Annotated in this window: 12 protein-coding genes; 9 read left to right on the plus strand and 3 right to left on the minus strand. The window is 43.9% G+C overall.

Features of this window, described 5'->3' with window-relative positions; translation table 11 throughout:
• The first annotated feature begins 73 nt into the window (after positions 1 to 73).
• From QUA24_RS16625 to QUA24_RS16645, 5 genes are all read left to right on the plus strand, one after another.
• The gene (locus QUA24_RS16625) at positions 74 to 2254 is read left to right on the plus strand and encodes a tetratricopeptide repeat protein (protein WP_333230805.1); all 2181 of its coding nucleotides are present in this window, start codon (positions 74 to 76) and stop codon (positions 2252 to 2254) included.
• A gap of 52 nt (positions 2255 to 2306) precedes the next feature.
• Positions 2307 to 2903: a tRNA isopentenyl-2-thiomethyl-A-37 hydroxylase MiaE gene (locus tag QUA24_RS16630; protein WP_333042132.1), complete on the plus strand. Its 597-nt coding sequence runs from the start codon at positions 2307 to 2309 to the stop codon at positions 2901 to 2903.
• Positions 2904 to 2990: 87 nt separating this feature from the next.
• Positions 2991 to 3485: a GNAT family N-acetyltransferase gene (locus tag QUA24_RS16635; protein ID WP_333230806.1), complete on the plus strand. Its 495-nt coding sequence runs from the start codon at positions 2991 to 2993 to the stop codon at positions 3483 to 3485.
• Positions 3486 to 3507: 22 nt separating this feature from the next.
• On the plus strand, positions 3508 to 4050 hold the full coding sequence (locus QUA24_RS16640; protein WP_333230807.1) for an MAPEG family protein: 543 nt from the start codon (positions 3508 to 3510) through the stop codon (positions 4048 to 4050).
• 74 nt (positions 4051 to 4124) lie between these two features.
• On the plus strand, positions 4125 to 5513 hold the full coding sequence (locus QUA24_RS16645; protein ID WP_333230808.1) for a cytochrome P450: 1389 nt from the start codon (positions 4125 to 4127) through the stop codon (positions 5511 to 5513).
• Between the two features lie 56 nt (positions 5514 to 5569).
• Here the strand turns inward: QUA24_RS16645 and QUA24_RS16650 are convergent, their stop codons facing one another.
• From QUA24_RS16650 to QUA24_RS16660, 3 genes are all read right to left on the minus strand, one after another.
• Positions 5570 to 9412 carry a PAS domain S-box protein gene (locus QUA24_RS16650; protein ID WP_333230809.1) on the minus strand — a complete coding sequence of 1281 codons (3843 nt, stop codon included), beginning with the start codon at positions 9410 to 9412 and terminating at the stop codon, positions 5570 to 5572.
• Positions 9413 to 9533: 121 nt separating this feature from the next.
• Positions 9534 to 10925, minus strand: a complete 1392-nt coding sequence (locus QUA24_RS16655; RefSeq protein ID WP_333230810.1) for a malic enzyme-like NAD(P)-binding protein — start codon at positions 10923 to 10925, stop codon at positions 9534 to 9536.
• Positions 10926 to 11639: 714 nt separating this feature from the next.
• Entirely contained in the window at positions 11640 to 12035 is a 396-nt protein-coding gene (locus tag QUA24_RS16660; RefSeq protein ID WP_333230811.1) for a hypothetical protein, read from the minus strand.
• A 349-nt stretch (positions 12036 to 12384) separates the two neighbouring features.
• On the opposite strand from QUA24_RS16660, the gene argS reads away from it, so the two are divergent.
• The 4 genes from argS to QUA24_RS16680 all read left to right on the plus strand — a co-directional run bounded on the left by argS (position 12385) and on the right by QUA24_RS16680 (position 15562).
• A complete protein-coding gene (argS, locus tag QUA24_RS16665; protein WP_333230812.1) occupies positions 12385 to 14142 on the plus strand; it encodes an arginine--tRNA ligase in 1758 nt (585 codons plus the stop codon).
• A 136-nt stretch (positions 14143 to 14278) separates the two neighbouring features.
• Positions 14279 to 14422, plus strand: a complete 144-nt coding sequence (locus QUA24_RS16670) for a hypothetical protein (protein WP_333230813.1) — start codon at positions 14279 to 14281, stop codon at positions 14420 to 14422.
• A 5-nt stretch (positions 14423 to 14427) separates the two neighbouring features.
• Positions 14428 to 14988: a hypothetical protein gene (locus QUA24_RS16675; RefSeq protein ID WP_333230814.1), complete on the plus strand. Its 561-nt coding sequence runs from the start codon at positions 14428 to 14430 to the stop codon at positions 14986 to 14988.
• On the plus strand, positions 14903 to 15562 hold the full coding sequence (locus QUA24_RS16680) for a hypothetical protein (protein WP_333230815.1): 660 nt from the start codon (positions 14903 to 14905) through the stop codon (positions 15560 to 15562). Before QUA24_RS16675 ends, QUA24_RS16680 begins: the two co-directional genes overlap by 86 nt.
• Positions 15563 to 16165 lie beyond the last annotated feature (603 nt).

Consider the following 16165-nt stretch of genomic DNA (forward strand, 5'->3'; position numbering starts at 1 on the left):
TTCCGCTAAAACTGCTACTCTGCAAAATAATATAGATTCAACCTTTAACTTGATAGCACAGATAGGCCGCAAAATGAATTCCGATTTTCGCAACCAATCCGAAACACCCCAATTTGAAGATGCTGCATCGCTGACAGTGGTTGCAGAAATGTATTACTCTCAAGGCAACTTAGCAGCAGCCGTCGCTGCTTGTCGCAGAGCTCTGGAATTGCAACCGGATTGGGCGGCGGCTTACGTGACAATGGGCAATGTGCAGCAAGCAAGCGGCCAAATTGAGGAAGCGATGCGGTTTTATTCCGAGGCGATCGCTCTGAATCCGGATTTTGCTGAGGCTTATGCTAATTTGGGCAGTATGCTTTACAAACAAGGGCATTTGGTGGAGGCGGTTGTCAATTACGAAAAGGCGATCGAACTTAAACCTAATTTGGCTGCTGCTTACTGGAATTTGGCAGGGGCACTGAAGCAGCAGGGGCAGCAGGATGCAGCGGTAGCATACGAGCAAAAAGCTCTCGAACTCAATCCCCACCTTGCTCAGGTAGATTTTCACTTAAATTTAGGAGATACATTAGCGCGGCAAGGGAAGTTAGATGAGGCGGTGGCTGCATGGCAGCAGGCGATCGCATTCAAACCCGATTTAGCCGAAGCATACTGTCAAATTGGCCGAGTTTTGCGCCACCAGGGTCAATTTAAAGACGCAATACCCAACCTTCAAAAAGCTCTACAAATTAAACCCGATTTTATTGGAGCTCACCAACATTTGTGCGACATCCTCAGAGATAGTAGCGATTTAGCTGCCGCGCGGCAAGCCGTGCACCACTACAGCCAAATGTGTGCAGAAACCGATCCAATTATGACCGCGATTTACTTCATCAGCACCTATCAAGTGTCGGGATTAAATCAAATTGCGGGCGATCGATTTTTAGAGCTAGAGTCGTACTTAGAGCAAAACTTAGAAACCGCTAGCCCGGTGGAAATTAAATCGCTTTATGCAAACTTGTTATTCAGCACGCCCTATTTGCGAGATGACTTGGCGGCCAACTCCAAACTTTACAGATTAATTGCCCAAAAGTATATCGACCAATGTATTAAACCTAATTTTTCTCAACCCGCAAATTACAGCTTCAAACCAACGGTTCCATCCAGCAAGTTAAAAATCGGCTTTTTGTCCAATCACTTTAGCCGCCATTCTGTAGGCTGGTGCAGCGCGGACATCATTCGCGAATTGTCCGACATCACACCCAATGTGTACTTGTACGCTTCGGAAAAAATTATTCCTGACGCTCTCACTAAGCAATTTGAAACTTGGGGAAAACTCACTTTTCCGACCACCTACCCGAACGGACTTGCCAATTCCGCAGAAATTATCGACCAAATTCAGCAAGATGAATTGGACGTTTTAGTTGATTTAGATTCTCTCAGCGTACCAGTTCACGCTGATATTCTCTACCAAAAACCCGCACCAGTTTGTGTTTCTTGGCTGGGATTTGACGCCCCTTACATATCGCCGGAAAATTACTTTCTTACAGACTGGCACTCGCACCCTGCAGACAGGGAAAAATATTATGACGAGCAGCTAATTAGGATGCCTGATTCCTTTGTCGCGGTGTCGGGTTTTCAGAGATATGGAGTCGATCCCGTTGCATTGAGAAGATCGCATCGGATCGGTTTGGATCAGATAGTTTACCTGTGCGTCGCTCCCGGCAGAAAATTCAATAGCGAGTTGGTAAAAGCACAAATTGCGATTCTCAAAGAAGTGCCGAACAGTATCTTAATTCACAAAGCTTTAGGCGATGCTGCCGTGTTTGAGGCTGCATATCACCAAGCTTGCGAAGCTGAGAAAGTGAGCAAGCACCGAATTAAGTTTTTGCCGAGGTTTGCTACTGAGGAAGAACACAGAATTATCTATTTGCTGGCAGATGTTTTGTTAGATTCTTATCCTTACAACGGAGGAACTCAAACTTTAGAGGCTTTGTGGTCTAATTTGCCAGTGGTGACTCGCACAGGAGAGCAATTTCTGTCGAGAATGGGTTATTCGTTTTTGCAGACTTTGGGAATTGAAACAGGCGTGGCTTTGTCTTGGTCGGAATATGTGGAAGTGGGTGTAAAATTGGGCAAAGATCGTGAATTGAGAAATGCAATTAAAGCACAGTTGGTGAAATCTAAAGATCCAGCCAATTTGTCGCCGCTGTGGAATCCGAAAAAGTTTGCTGATGATATGTATGCGATCTTGGAAAAATTATGTAAGATCGGATAAATGCTGGCTAGTGACTGCTGACTAATGACTAATGACTAATGACTAATAACTAATGACTTCAACACTGCCAACTATTAAGTTTTTGAAACAGCCGACTTCGGAAGCTTGGGTGCAACAGGCGATCGCCCATTTGGATACAATCTTATTAGACCATTCTCACTGCGAGCGGAAAGCGGCAGGAGTAGCGTTAAATTTAATGTTTCGCTACCCAGCAAGGGAAAAATTGGTGAGGATGCTAACGGCGATCGCCCGCGAAGAATTAGAGCATTTCGAGCAAGTCAACCAGCGGTTAGAAAAGCGCAGCATCGCTTTGGGCCCTTTGGCCGCACCTCCCTACGGTGCAGGTTTGTCCGCCCAAATTCGCAAGCAGGAACCGGAGAGACTTTTGGATTCTTTGTTAGTTTCTGGTTTGATAGAAGCGCGCAGTCATGAACGGTTGGGGCTGCTGGGCGATCGCTGTCCCGACGCAGAATTAGCTAAGTTTTACCGCAGTTTGATGGCTTCGGAAGCGCGCCATTACGGGGTATATTGGATTTTGGCAACAACTTATTTCGATCGGGATATTGTGATGCAGAGGTTGGAGGAATTATCATTAGTAGAGAGCGAGTTGCTGGCAAGTCTTCATCCTGAACCGAGAATTCACAGTTAAAAGCTAGGTGCATTTAAAAACTGTAAAAAAAATTAGTAAGTTTACAGTTGCTAAAGTCAACAAATAAATATTAAGTTGCAACCACCCATGAAAACCCAACATCTGGATTTTTTAATTCGTTCCTGGGAAACGCGCGATCGCGCTGAGGCGTTCTATTTAATTAGGGATGTTTTAGCAGAGTACGGTTTAAAATGCGAACCTCACGGGGCAGATCGAGATGTCTATGATGTAGAACTACATTATCATAATCAAGGCGGCGAATTTTGGGTAGTTGAACGGCAGGATAAAATAGTGGGTACGGCGGCTTACTATCCGATTGAGCGCGGAAATAATGCTGTGGAAATTCGCAAAATGTATATTTTGCCAGCAGCAAGGGGACAGGGTTTGGGGAAATTTTTACTGAAAGAATTGGAAAGTAAAATTATCGCTCGTGGCTTTGAGGAAATCTGGATAGAAACTGCTAGCATTCTCAAAGACGCTGTGAAAATGTACGAAAATAGCGGATATCTACCGACAACTGGTGTGGAGACGCCAAGGTGCGATCGGGTTTACGTAAAATATCTAGGTATAAAAAATATATAATAAGGTTGGGTTTCTATAAACAATGATTAATTTACTCAGTTTCAATGCACAACAGCAAAGAGTTGTTTGGCGAGGCATTTCTGCCTTAACCTTCTGCCTTACTTTTGTACTGATTAGTTATTTTGTGATAGCGCTGCCCCTACCGCCCTTCCATAGCGCAGAGTCGCGCCTAATCTTCGCCCTTCGCTGCCCAATTTTTCCGGTACTGATGTTATTTGCTGGCATAGTTGCAGTTGGTAATGGTAGATTTAGCAGCCCAGCCATCAACCCTTTAGCGAATGCCGAATCAGAAGCAATGCGGATTAATTTACGTTATCTGAGCAACACTCTAGAGCAATTTGTGCTGTTTTTTGTAGGCAGTTTAATCCTTTCTACCTTTTTAGATACTTACAGCATCAAGCTGATGCCAATTTTGGCAATTTTGTTTGTTTTGGGAAGAATGGCGTTTTGGATAGGCTATCTTAAAGAGCCGATAGAACTAGCTTTTTGCCTGGGAGTTACTCTGTATCCTAATATTGCCGTACTAATTTATGATGCCTACTGCGTACTATTTTTTTATAACTGAGAGTGGCGTTTTTTTTGACACATAAATTCTGCTTTCATTAGTTTTGTAAAACCCTAAAAATAGGAGAAAAACCAATGACTATCCTTACAAAAAACTCTCAATCTCAAAATGATGCTCTCAACAAAGTTTTAGACGGCCCTAAAGATAATAGATTTGTTCAGACAGTGCGGGGGATTTTAAATCCTCTGTATTATTTAGAACGAAACTATAAAAGCTACGGTGACATTTTTACCAGCAAATTCAGCAATTTTCCGCCCCAGGTAATTATTAGCAATCCTCAAGCTATTCAAGAAGTTTTTACAGCGGATTCAAAACTTTTTGAATCCGGCACGGGAAACCAGATAGCGCTACCTTTAGTAGGCCCCAATTCGTTATTGTTGTTAGATGGCGATCGACATTTGCAGCAGCGCAAACTTTTAATGCCACCTTTTCATGGTGAACGCATGAAAGCTTACGGACAAATCATCCGCAATACCACCGAAAAAGTAATTAATAAATGGTCTCCTGGTAACTCGGTTATCGCGCATTCAACTATGCAGGAGATTTCCTTGGAAGTGATATTGCACGCAGTTTTCGGGCTGAGCGAAGGAGAACGATACCAGCAAATCCAGCAACTTATTGTTAAAATGTTAAATTTTTTTAGCAATCCCTTAAGCGCTACCTTTCTGTTTATCAATTCGTTGCAAAAAGATTTAGGTGCTTGGAGTCCTTGGGGAGGGTTTCTGCGACAAAGACAGCGTTTAGATGAACTGCTTTATCAAGAAATCCGCGATCGCAAAACTCAGTCTGAACCATTAGGCGAAGACATCCTGAGCTTGTTAATTTCAGCTCGTGACGAAGCAGGACAGCCGATGAGCGACGTTGAATTGCGGGATGAATTAATGACAATGTTATTCGTGGGACACGAAACTACAGCCACAGCTTTAGCCTGGGCTTTGTATTGGATTCACTACCTCCCAGAAGTCCGCGAAAAACTGTTGCAAGAACTCAATTCTATTGATTTAGAAAATTCCGATCCGGCGGAAATAACTAAACTCCCGTATTTGAATGCTGTCTGTTGCGAAACGCTGCGGATTTATCCGATCGTATTTTTTGCATTTCCGCGCCTTCTGCAAGCTCCGATGCAGTTAATGGGTTATAATCTTCCCAAAGGAATGATAGTTTCTTCCTGTATTTATTTGGTTCACCACCGTCCTGATATTTACCCGGAACCTAAGCGCTTTAAACCCGAACGTTTTCTCGAACGTCAATTTTCACCTTACGAATATTTGCCATTTGGAGGAGGAAACCGCCGCTGTATTGGGGCGGCATTTGCCATGTTTGAAATGAAGTTAGTATTGGCGAAAGTGCTGTCACGATACTCTTTAGAACTTACAGAAAATAGTCCCGTACTGCCAGTACGTCGCGGTTTGACAATGGCACCCGCTGGTGGTGTGCATCTGACCGTAAAGAATCGGATTTGAATCATATCAAATCCGATCGCTCGATGGGATTTGATATGATACCGATACAACGGGTTTTAATTTAATTTTTGCTGCAGAGGAATCTCGATCGCAAATTCGGAACCTTCTCCCACTACAGAATTGCAAGAAAGCTTGCCGCCGTGTTTTTCTACTATAATAGAGTGCGAAATGGCCAGCCCTAAGCCAGTTCCTTTGCCAATGGGTTTAGTAGTAAAAAACGGGTCAAACAAGCGCTTTTGGACATCTTCGCTCATCCCAGGGCCGCTGTCAGCTATCCATATGGCAACGCTGTTATTGTCGGTTACTTGGGTGCGAATCGTAATTGCGAGATTTTTAGCGGTGCGATTGGATTCCTTCATCTCCATTTCCAATGCGTCTAACGCATTGCTCAACAAATTCATAAATACTTGATTTAACTGACCGGGATAACATTCAACTAAAGGCAAATTACCGTATTCTTTAATCACATTAATTGTCGGGTGATCAGCTTTATGTTTCAGGCGGTTTTGCAAAATTAGCAGCGTGCTTTCAATACCTTCGTGAATGTCAACTTGTTTTTTTTCGGCTTCGTCAAGTCTTGAAAAAGTTCGCAGGCTCAAAACTATGTCGCGGATGCGATCGGCTCCGACTTTCATAGATGCTAAAATTTTTGGTAAATCTTCAATGAGATAATCAATTTCAAAGTCATCCCTTGCATCTACAATTCTTGCGCTAGGCTGCGGGTATTCCTTCTGGTAAAGTTGCAGCATTTTTAGCAAGTTTTGAGTGTATTCGCTGGTGTAGCTGAGATTGCCGTAGATAAAATTAACTGGGTTGTTAATTTCGTGGGCGACACCTGCTACTAACTGTCCCAAACTTGACATTTTTTCACTTTGAATTAATTGAGTTTGGGTACGTTTTAGTTCGCGCAAAGTTTCTTCTAGCTGTTGAGTTTGAGCTTGAGCTAGTCGTGCCGCTTTGCGGGTTTGGGTGTACAGTTCAGCGTGGTCGATCGCGATCGCAATTTGAGCGACCACCGCTTGCATCAGTTCGACTTCCGAGTCGCTCCAATTTCGCATGGACACAGCCTCATAGCAGGTAATTGCCCCAATATCGCCTGAAGCAGTTTGAACTGGCAGCGACAGCACTGAGTTAATTTTTAAGGTCTGGAAATTTTCGCGCACTTCTAAATCTTCAAAAGTGCTGACATCATCAATTCGCAGGATGTGTCGCTGCAAAATCTGTGGCAGGGCGACACTAGATTGATCCTCTACAGAATAAGTACCGAGCAAACTCGGCAAAGCTGCATTCTTCGCTTCGCAAACTATTTCCCAAACCGGAGGATTGCGGTTTGGGCGATACCAAGTGAACAGGCACCAATCTATGTGCATCAAATTGCGAATTTTTTGAACTGCGGTTTCTAAAATTGTGTCTAAATCTAAAGATGTGCGAATCTGGTTGGCAATTTGATTGAGCAGTTGTTGTCGTCTTGCTTGCTGTCTGAGGGCTTGTTCCGATCGCACTAATGTTTCTTCTGCAAGTTTGCGATCTGTTAAATCTTGTATTACTGCTTGGATAATTTTTTCATTTCCCACCTCGATGACTGTCAGCACGACTTCTGCGGGAAAATCAGTACCGTCTAAGCGCTGATGAACCCAATCAAAACGGTGCTTTCCCCGCTCAAAAGCGATCGCTATCATGTCGTCAGCCATGCTCAAAGAATCTTTGCCATTGGGTTGGAAAGGAGGCGAGAGTGTGCCAGGGTTTTGGCAGTACAACTGTTGCGGGGTAGTACAGCCGAATAGTTTTAGGGTGGCTGTGTTAGCATCGGTGATGGCATTGTCACATAGCATAAAAACAGGCAAACTGGTTAATTCGTAGAGCGATCGAAATTTGGCTTCCGACTGCTGCAATGCGGCTTCTGTTTGCTTGCGCTCGGTAATATCAGCAACCATTGCCAAAGCGCCCACATAGCGTCCCTGTTTGTCGGCCAAGGAATTAGTAGAAACCATCGCCCACAAGTCCCTGCCGTCTCGGCGACGGAACTTAAAATCGAGCTGTTCGCGAATTCCTTGACGGCGGCGTTCGAGACTGATTTGTGCGATCGCCATGCCTTCTGCATCCATGAAAGCAAATAGTGACTGCCCGATCATTTCCTCTGGGGTAAAGCAGAGCAGAGTGGCCATTTTTTTGTTGACAAAAGTAGTTTTACCCTCCGCATCTATGATCCAAATTCCTTCGTCCGCTGTCTCGACAATGCACCTATATTTTTCCTCGCTTTCTCTGAGCGCTTCTTCTGCTAATTGGCGAGCCGTAATGTTTTGAGTCATTAGCAATCCGCCGATAATTTCTTGCCGTTCGTTTCTGACTGGCAAAGCATAACCGAGGTAAACGCGATCGCTGTAAAAAATTTCTGTAACAACTGTTTTTCCTGCCAGTGCCGCCCGATAAGTTGGCTCGATATCAGCGCAAACATCTGGCTCGAATACTTCCCAGATTGTCTTGCCTTCCATCAATTCTTTGGAAAGCCCGACTGCTGCTAATTCTGTACCTTCTACCAGCGTGTAGCGCAGTTCTGGATCGAACAACATCACCGCACCGTTAGGAAAGTTGCTTGCCATAGTGCGGTAAAGCTGTTCGCTTTTTTGCAGCGCAGCTTCTGCTTGTTTGCGATCGCTAATGTCAACTACAACGGCACCGATGCCGAGAGCCTCGCCATCTTTGTCTAGCAAGGGAAAATAAGAGCCTGTCAGGTGTCGGACAAACCCAGGCTTTCTGGGATTGTCACCACTCATCTCGATATTAATTAAGGGTTGTTTCGTCCTCAAAATTTGTTCGTACAGAGGCTCTACAATAGGAGCGATATTCGGCAATATTTCGCGTACAGTCTTGCCTATGTGTTCTTCAGGACTCAGGCAGTTTATTTCTGCTAGAAATTGATTAATTTGCAGGTAGCGCAATTGCGAGTCCAAAATGCAAATTCCCGCCGGGGCTTCCTTCAAAAAAGCATCAAATAGTGATTGTCTCTGTGCTAATTCTTGTTCTAAAGCTTTGCAAATACTGATATCTGTTAAAGAGCCAATCATCCCCACAACTTCTCCCGTGTTGTCTTTCAAGAGCGACAGCATCAGGTGCGAGGAAACATTTTCTCCCGATTTACGGCGTGTTATAACTTCTATTTCATGCTCGCCTTTTTCTTGTAGCGGCTTGATGACTTGCTCTAACAAAAATTCGTGCTGTTCGGGCGGGTAAATTAGAGAAATGTGCTGTCCGATAGCCTCAGCTTTTTCATAGCCGTATAACTTTTGACAGGCTTGATTCCAAATGGTAATCGAGCCGTCCATATCTGTAGAAATTACCGCCTCGTGCACTTGGTCGATAATTTGACTTTGGAGACGTAATTTCTCTTGAGTTTGTTCCAGTTCGGAGATTTTTTCTTCGAGTAGTTGCTGAGTTTTTTCCAGTTCCTCCGTCTGCTTTGTCAGCAATTTTTCCAGATGTGAATTGCCCTGCGGAAGCGCAGATTCTAGGGGAGCGCTATTTTGATCCCGATTATTAAAGATTTCTTCAGCGCTCAGCCAAATCGCGCACTCTCCCCCTGTTTCAATTGCCCGCTCGGAAACTCGCACGGGTACCAGATGCTGGTTTTTGTGTTTGTATGCTGCTTCGCACAGGTGCGTGTGGCTATTTTTTGCTTGACATTCTAGATATTTTTCTGGGCGCGCGCACTGTGTTTGCTGAATTTCCCAGTAGTTGAGGTGGAGAGTTTCTGCAACTGTGCGGCCGATAATACTTGCAAAAGCTGGATTTACGTCGAGAAAAGTCCCGTCCGTCCGGCACAATGCCAGCCCCATCGGGCACAGTTCTAACAATTGGCAACGGGAGCGATTGCGCTTGGCTTTTCCTAACTGGCTTTGCATCTGACCTAGCTGGACTTGGTTTATTTAATTATATCTTTATTATCTTGTTTATTGCTGTGAGTTTTATCCTTGATTAAGGAAGAGAGAAGAAGGAAGAAGGAAGACTTCCTTCTTCCTTCAATTAATCGCGGGCAATACCTTCGGATCTGGCAGCCAACTGCACTGCACCGGCGACTGCAATGGCAACTCTTTCGTCAAAAACAGACGGTATAATGTGTTCTTTGTCAAGCTGAGAAGGACTGACTAAAGAGGCGATCGCATAAGCTGCTTCCAAATACATACTGGGCGTAATCGTGGTTGCTTTGCAGTCCAAAGCACCTCGAAATATCCCCGGAAATGCCAAAACATTGTTAATTTGATTTGGGTAATCGCTGCGTCCGGTTGCTATGATCGCCGCATCTTCCATAATTAATTCTGGCTGAATTTCAGGAATGGGATTTGCCATTGCAAAAACAATGGGATTTTCTGCCATCGAACGCACCATTGACCGGGTGAGAACGCCGGGGGCGCTGACGCCTAAAAATACATCGGCACCGGCGATCGCATCTTCCAAAGTACCGCTCGAAGCCACAGCAAATTCTAGTTTTTCTGGGTTCATATCCGTGCGGTCTTGGGAAAGGACGCCTTTGGAGTCGCACATGATGATGTTTTGGGCACCTGCTTTACGCAGCAACCGGGCGATCGCAACTCCGGCCGCACCGGCTCCGTTAATCACAATACACACTTCTGCGATGGTTTTTTTGACGATTTTCAAGGCATTAATTAGTGCTGCCAAACTAACAATCGCAGTGCCGTGCTGGTCGTCGTGAAAAATGGGAATATCTAAGGTTTCCCGCAATCTTGCTTCGATTTCAAAGCAGCGGGGAGAAGAAATATCTTCGAGGTTAACGCCGCCAAAAACCGGGGCGATATTCTGCACTGTGCGAATAATTTCCTCGGTATCTTGGGTATTCAAACAGATAGGAAAGGCGTCAATACCTGCAAATTCTTTAAATAGCATGGCTTTGCCTTCCATGACTGGCAGTGCGGCGGCAGGGCCGAGGTTTCCCAGTCCCAAAACTGCGCTACCGTCGGTAACAATGGCAACAGTATTTTGTTTGATTGTGAGGTTATAAACTTGTTGCGGGTCATTGGCGATCGCAGTGCAGATGCGGCCCACTCCAGGGGTGTATGCCATTGCCAAATCTGACTGGCGTTTGAGGGAAATTTTGCTAACTACGCTGATTTTTCCGCCGCGGTGCAAGTTGAAAGTGCGATCGTACACGTCGATCACTCTGATATCTGGCAGTCCTTTCACTGCTTGCACTATTTCTTCATTGTGCTCGATGCTGGAGGCATCGACGTTGATATCGCGAACGGTAGTGGCGCGGGTTTGCTCGATCAAGTCGATTTGGCCGAAGTTGCCACCGACAGATGCGATCGCGCTGGTGACTCTTGCCAGCATTCCCGGCTGGTTCGGCAGAGCAACCCGAATTGTTAAACTAAAGCTGGGATTTGGTGTCAGTTTTACCATGATGCCTTGATTTCAGATTTGAGAATTTCAATCTTAGATTTTATCGCCAATGTTAGGCATAAAATTTAATAATTCAAATTTTCAACTGAAATTTTTAACAAATTCTATGAGCTTGTGGTACGATCGCTCTGTACTGCCAGGGGTGGCGCTGGAAAACAGCTCTTTTTTTCTGTAAAGCTTTGCTTTGTTTCTAGGTGGTGACTCTCCTACAAACAGTCTATTTTCTGTCAATTTCCCAGCGAACCGCGAATATGAAGCGCGGGGGTAGAAACCGGGTTTCTGAGGTAAACCTGCGGAACTATTATCTATTTTTGAGAATATTTCTGCTTATTCTGAACATCCGCAGATATTTCGCAAAAATCTATTTTCCAGCGATACCGCCTAATTCCTGCTGCTGTCTTTTGAAGCGAGACACCCAGGAGAGTTGATGCGGCTTTTTAGTGGCCTTTATTGGGAATGTAAAAAGTAGATGCACGGCTGTTTGAGCCGGCAGGAAAAAATCTGAGCGACTGACAAGCGGGCCTTTGATATATATTTTTTCGGCTTGTTTAACACTTGCCAAGGATTGCGAGTGCAACCTTGCAAACGATCGAATTACCTACACGCTTTGCCCGATAATTCCAGGGACTGTAACTAACAGACAATCTACCCCGCGCCACCACGATCACAGCTTGGGCCGAACCGTGTTGAGTTGCTGGTTGCTAACTGTCAATTTTACCGATCGGTCGCAGCATCGGCCCATATAATTGTAAAGAATTTGCAAGCCAGACAATCTGGGGGAACTTTTTCTAAGTCTTGCAGATCTATCGGTTGCTCTGCTTCGCTGCCGGGGGGAACTATGCACAGGGCAACTTGTCCGACTCCAGCCATGAGTTCGGCAACTCGCTCCAAAATACTGTCCATTTTTTCCATTAGTTGCTCTGCTGCATCGAGACTAGGCGCGATAATGAAAAAGGTTTTGACTCCATCGGGACAGGGAGCGAAGCCGAGGGTACAGTCTCGTAATAGTGCTTCGGTGGAGAGACTGAAACCGTTGTAGAAGCGATCGATTACTGCTTGATAAAAGGCGATTGTCAGAGAGCGATCGCCAAAAATTGGTTGAGATAGCATAACTACTTCCTTTCGTAGGATTTTTGGGTGCATTGAAAAAATTTTAACATACCTTAATGTAAGCGATTTAACAAAATGATCTAGCGATCGAGATCATGGACTTGATGTGACATTTTTTAATTTGTGTAGCGATCGCAACTGTGATAAAATGTACTCTGTGCTATCACGGCCAATAATTTTGATCGTATCAGCAGCTCAAAGCTAAGTACAAAATTTCCTACTAGGTGAGGAGAGGGGGATAGGCCCAGAGGGAGAGAACCAGAGGGAAATTACCTAAGTAGTGAGAGTATTATTGCCACAAAGTGCTGAATCTAGAGTTTAAAATAAACATCCAATCAAAATATTAAACATGAACTCGATCGCCCAACAGTTAAAAGCAAAATTTGAAAAAGCATTCACCGCTGCATTCGGCGAAAGTTATGCAGGTGCAGATCCGATGCTAGCCGCCGCCAGCAATCCCAACTTTGGGGACTTTCAATGCAACGCGGCAATGAGTTTGGGGAAAAAGTTAGGAAAGCCGCCGCGGGCGATCGCCTCGACAATCATCGAAAACCTAGATATTAGTGACATCTGCGAAACCCCAGAAATCGCCGGGCCAGGTTTTATCAATTTGAAGCTGAAACCGGCTTATTTGGAAGCGCAAATTAGTGCGATCGCCGGCGACTCGCGTTTGGGGATTGAATTCGCCAAAACGCCTCAGACAATCGCGATCGACTTTTCCAGTCCGAATATAGCCAAAGAAATGCACGTCGGACACTTGCGATCGACAATCATCGGAGATGCGATCGCCCGCACCCTCGAATTTCAAGGCCACGACGTACTCAGAATCAACCACATCGGCGACTGGGGCACCCAATTCGGAATGCTGATCGCATACTTGCGCGAAGTTCACCCCGAAGCCCTCACAACCGCTGACGCCCTAGACTTAGGCGATTTAGTCGCATTTTACCGCCAAGCAAAACAGCGCTTCGACGCAGACGAAACCTTCAAAGAAACCGCCCGCCAAGAAGTAGTAAAACTGCAAGCAGGCGCCGAAGACACCCGCCGCGCTTGGAAATTGCTGTGCGATCAATCGCGCCGCGAATTTCAAGTAATATACGACTTGCTCGATATCAAATTAACCGAACGCGGCGAATCGTTTTACAATCCATTATTGCCCGCAGTAGTCGAAGATTTAACCAACTTAGGTTTGCTAGTAGAAAGTGACGGCGCGAAATGCGTTTTTGTAGACGGTTTCACCAATAAAGAAGGCGAACCACTGCCACTAATTGTGCAGAAAACCGACGGCGGCTACAACTACGCCACCACAGATTTAGCAGCAGTGCGCTACCGCATCCAAAAAGACAATGCAAAGCGCATAATTTACGTCACCGATTCGGGACAAGCAAACCATTTTGCCCAAGTATTTGCAGTTGCGAGAAAAGCAGGTTGGATTCCTGAAGATGTCGAGATTGTCCACATTCCCTTCGGTTTGGTATTGGGAGAAGACGGCAAAAAGCTCAAAACTCGTTCTGGGGAAACAGTGCGGTTGCAGGATTTGTTAGATGAGGCGATCGTCCGCACGCGCCAAGATTTAGAAGAGAGATTAAAACTCGAAGAAAGACAAGAAACTGAGGAATTCATTGCTAACGTATCTCGAACAGTTGGTTTGAGTGCCGTTAAGTATGCCGATTTAAGTCAAAATCGCGCCAGCAACTATATTTTCAGTTACGACAAAATGCTCGCATTGCAAGGAAATACCGCTCCTTATATGCTGTATGCTTACGTGCGCGTGCAGGGAATTCGCCGCAAAGGTGAGATTAATTTTGATAATTTAGATGCTGGTGCGAAAGTAATTTTGCAATCAGATGCAGAGTTGGTATTGGCAAAGCATTTATTGCAGTTGAATGAAGTTGTGAATGCTGTGGGCGGCGATTTGTTGCCGAATCGGATTTGTCAGTATTTGTTTGAATTGAGTCAAAAATTTAATCAATTTTTTGAGCAATGTCCGGTTTTGAAAGCTGAGGAACCGTTGCGGACTTCGCGGTTGATTTTGTGCGATTTGACGGCGAGGACTTTGAAATTGGGTTTGGAGTTGTTGGGGATTAAGGTATTGGAAAGAATGTGATATAAAGTTTGTAGCTGTAGCGTGCGTGAGAGCGATAAATATTTGAATCTAGAGGATGAGAATGTTTACACTCACCCACCTCCGCAAGCTTTTCCTCTACTTCTAACAGTTGTGTTGTAATTTTTTAGATGGAATTGTGACTAAGTTTATTTTAGCGTGTGAAGAAGTGCGATCGCCCCTTCCTGCGTCAAATTTCATGCTAATGGGAGTATTTTTCGATGTTGCTAAAGAGAGTATGTTATACTTTTTGGTGAAAAGTATTGAAATTGATACTAAATAGCCGTAATGCCTGAAAACATTAAGCCGATTCAAAAGATTCTCTTTGGTAGTCCAGGGACGGGAAAAAGCTACCAGATTCGGAAAATTGCTAGAGATAAATTAGGAATCCCTTTCGATGACACTAACCACACTGTTAAGACAGTGTTTCATCCAGAGTACACCTATGCTGATTTTATGGGAAAATTGTTGCCCCTCACCCAAGGCAGCTCGATTATTTATAAATTTTATCCCGGGCATTTTATCCGCATCTTGGGAATGGCCTACCAAGGTTTAATTGAGGGGAATAACGCTCATTATTTGCTGGTAATTGATGAATTAAATCGAGGCAATGCTGCTGCTATTTTTGGAACAGTATTTCAGTTACTAGATCGCGAAAGTGATGGCTGGTCGAGTTATGAAGTCGATATTTCTGACATGGAGTTAGTTGGCTTACTGGAAGCAATGAATCAGGAGCCAAGCATTGACAATAATGGAGTAATTTATGTCAAAGATGGAACTGCTAAAAAACCGTACAAATATTTTTTTGAAGAAAAAAAAACAGAATTGGGAAGTATATACATCATCTGATGGCAGCAAAGTATGTAGCCTTCTACAGCAACGTCGAATTAATATTCCACCTAACTTGTCTATTCTCGCGACAATTAACACTTCGGATGAATCAATTTACTACCTTGACAGCGCCTTTAAACGGCGGTGGGGCTGGGAATACGTTAAGGCCCCAGTAGGAACATTTAACGAAGAATCTATTCCTGAAGAATTGCGAGATGTGAAGTTAGTCAGTGATGCTAAAGAAATAGAATGGTGGTCAGACTATTCATACTATATTGTGGGAATAAACGAATTGATTAAATCTAATTATCAGGTGATTCGGCGGATTGAAGATAAACAAATTGGTTGGTGGTTCATAAAACCAGAAAACGGCAAAGTGGATCTTAGTGAAGTAAAAGATAAATTGATGTTTTATCTTTGGGATAGTGTATTTGCCAGAGATAAACGGCCCTTAGAAAAGTTTTTATCGACTCCAAATAAGCAGGTAAAATTAACAGCCTATTCAGATTTTATAGATGTGGTGGAAGAATTTACCCAAAAAGTATGTGAACTAGGTTTCAGCTCTTATGTCAGCAAGCCCTCTGAATTTTGATATCAGCTATTTACTAAAATTTCAGCAGAGTAAGTACGGAAGAACAAAAGAGTATTGTTAGGATTTGCCAATTATGATTAACTTCAATTCCTTAAAGTTAATAATACCCGATAATTACTCGTTTGTTGGCATTCAAAAGCAAGATGACAAAGTGTAGTTTTATCTACCTAAAGGATATTATGATAGACTCTCTGAGCTTGACACATTTGTAGGAAAACGAGATTTATTTTTCCTAATATACAAAATTCTAGGCACTTTTAAAGAAATTTGTATTGAGAAAGGTTATATAGATGATATTGGTCAGTTGGGTACACAGGATCGTGAGGGTGTAATTAACAGTCATCGGGGTTCTGAAATTCAAAACGATGAAGAGGATTCAGAAAATATATTTTACTCGAAGCTGGACATTATTACTCAATTTTTGAAGGCTTATGAGGAACCCAAAATTTTAGCCCTTGCTTATCGATTGGGCAAAAGTAACAAGTTTGATGTCAGCCAGATTCATAAATACTTACACCAAGCTGTGTATTTAAGTAGTTAGACAGAATTAATTACACAAATACATAGTAGAATGATATTCCAGGCAAAATTATGAGTTAATTA

This window comes from Microcoleus sp. Pol12B5 (assembly GCF_036701335.1).
Lineage (GTDB): Bacteria > Cyanobacteriota > Cyanobacteriia > Cyanobacteriales > Microcoleaceae > Microcoleus.

Coding starts and splice junctions, on each gene's coding strand:
- QUA24_RS16625 (WP_333230805.1), top strand. CDS start 74: ATGAATTCCGATTTTCGCAACCAATCCGAAACACCCCAATTTGAAGAT.
- QUA24_RS16630 (WP_333042132.1), top strand. CDS start 2,307: ATGACTTCAACACTGCCAACTATTAAGTTTTTGAAACAGCCGACTTCG.
- QUA24_RS16635 (WP_333230806.1), top strand. CDS start 2,991: ATGAAAACCCAACATCTGGATTTTTTAATTCGTTCCTGGGAAACGCGC.
- QUA24_RS16640 (WP_333230807.1), top strand. CDS start 3,508: ATGATTAATTTACTCAGTTTCAATGCACAACAGCAAAGAGTTGTTTGG.
- QUA24_RS16645 (WP_333230808.1), top strand. CDS start 4,125: ATGACTATCCTTACAAAAAACTCTCAATCTCAAAATGATGCTCTCAAC.
- QUA24_RS16650 (WP_333230809.1), bottom strand. CDS start 9,412: ATGCAAAGCCAGTTAGGAAAAGCCAAGCGCAATCGCTCCCGTTGCCAA.
- QUA24_RS16655 (WP_333230810.1), bottom strand. CDS start 10,925: ATGGTAAAACTGACACCAAATCCCAGCTTTAGTTTAACAATTCGGGTT.
- QUA24_RS16660 (WP_333230811.1), bottom strand. CDS start 12,035: ATGCTATCTCAACCAATTTTTGGCGATCGCTCTCTGACAATCGCCTTT.
- argS (WP_333230812.1), top strand. CDS start 12,385: ATGAACTCGATCGCCCAACAGTTAAAAGCAAAATTTGAAAAAGCATTC.
- QUA24_RS16675 (WP_333230814.1), top strand. CDS start 14,428: ATGCCTGAAAACATTAAGCCGATTCAAAAGATTCTCTTTGGTAGTCCA.
- QUA24_RS16680 (WP_333230815.1), top strand. CDS start 14,903: ATGTCAAAGATGGAACTGCTAAAAAACCGTACAAATATTTTTTTGAAG.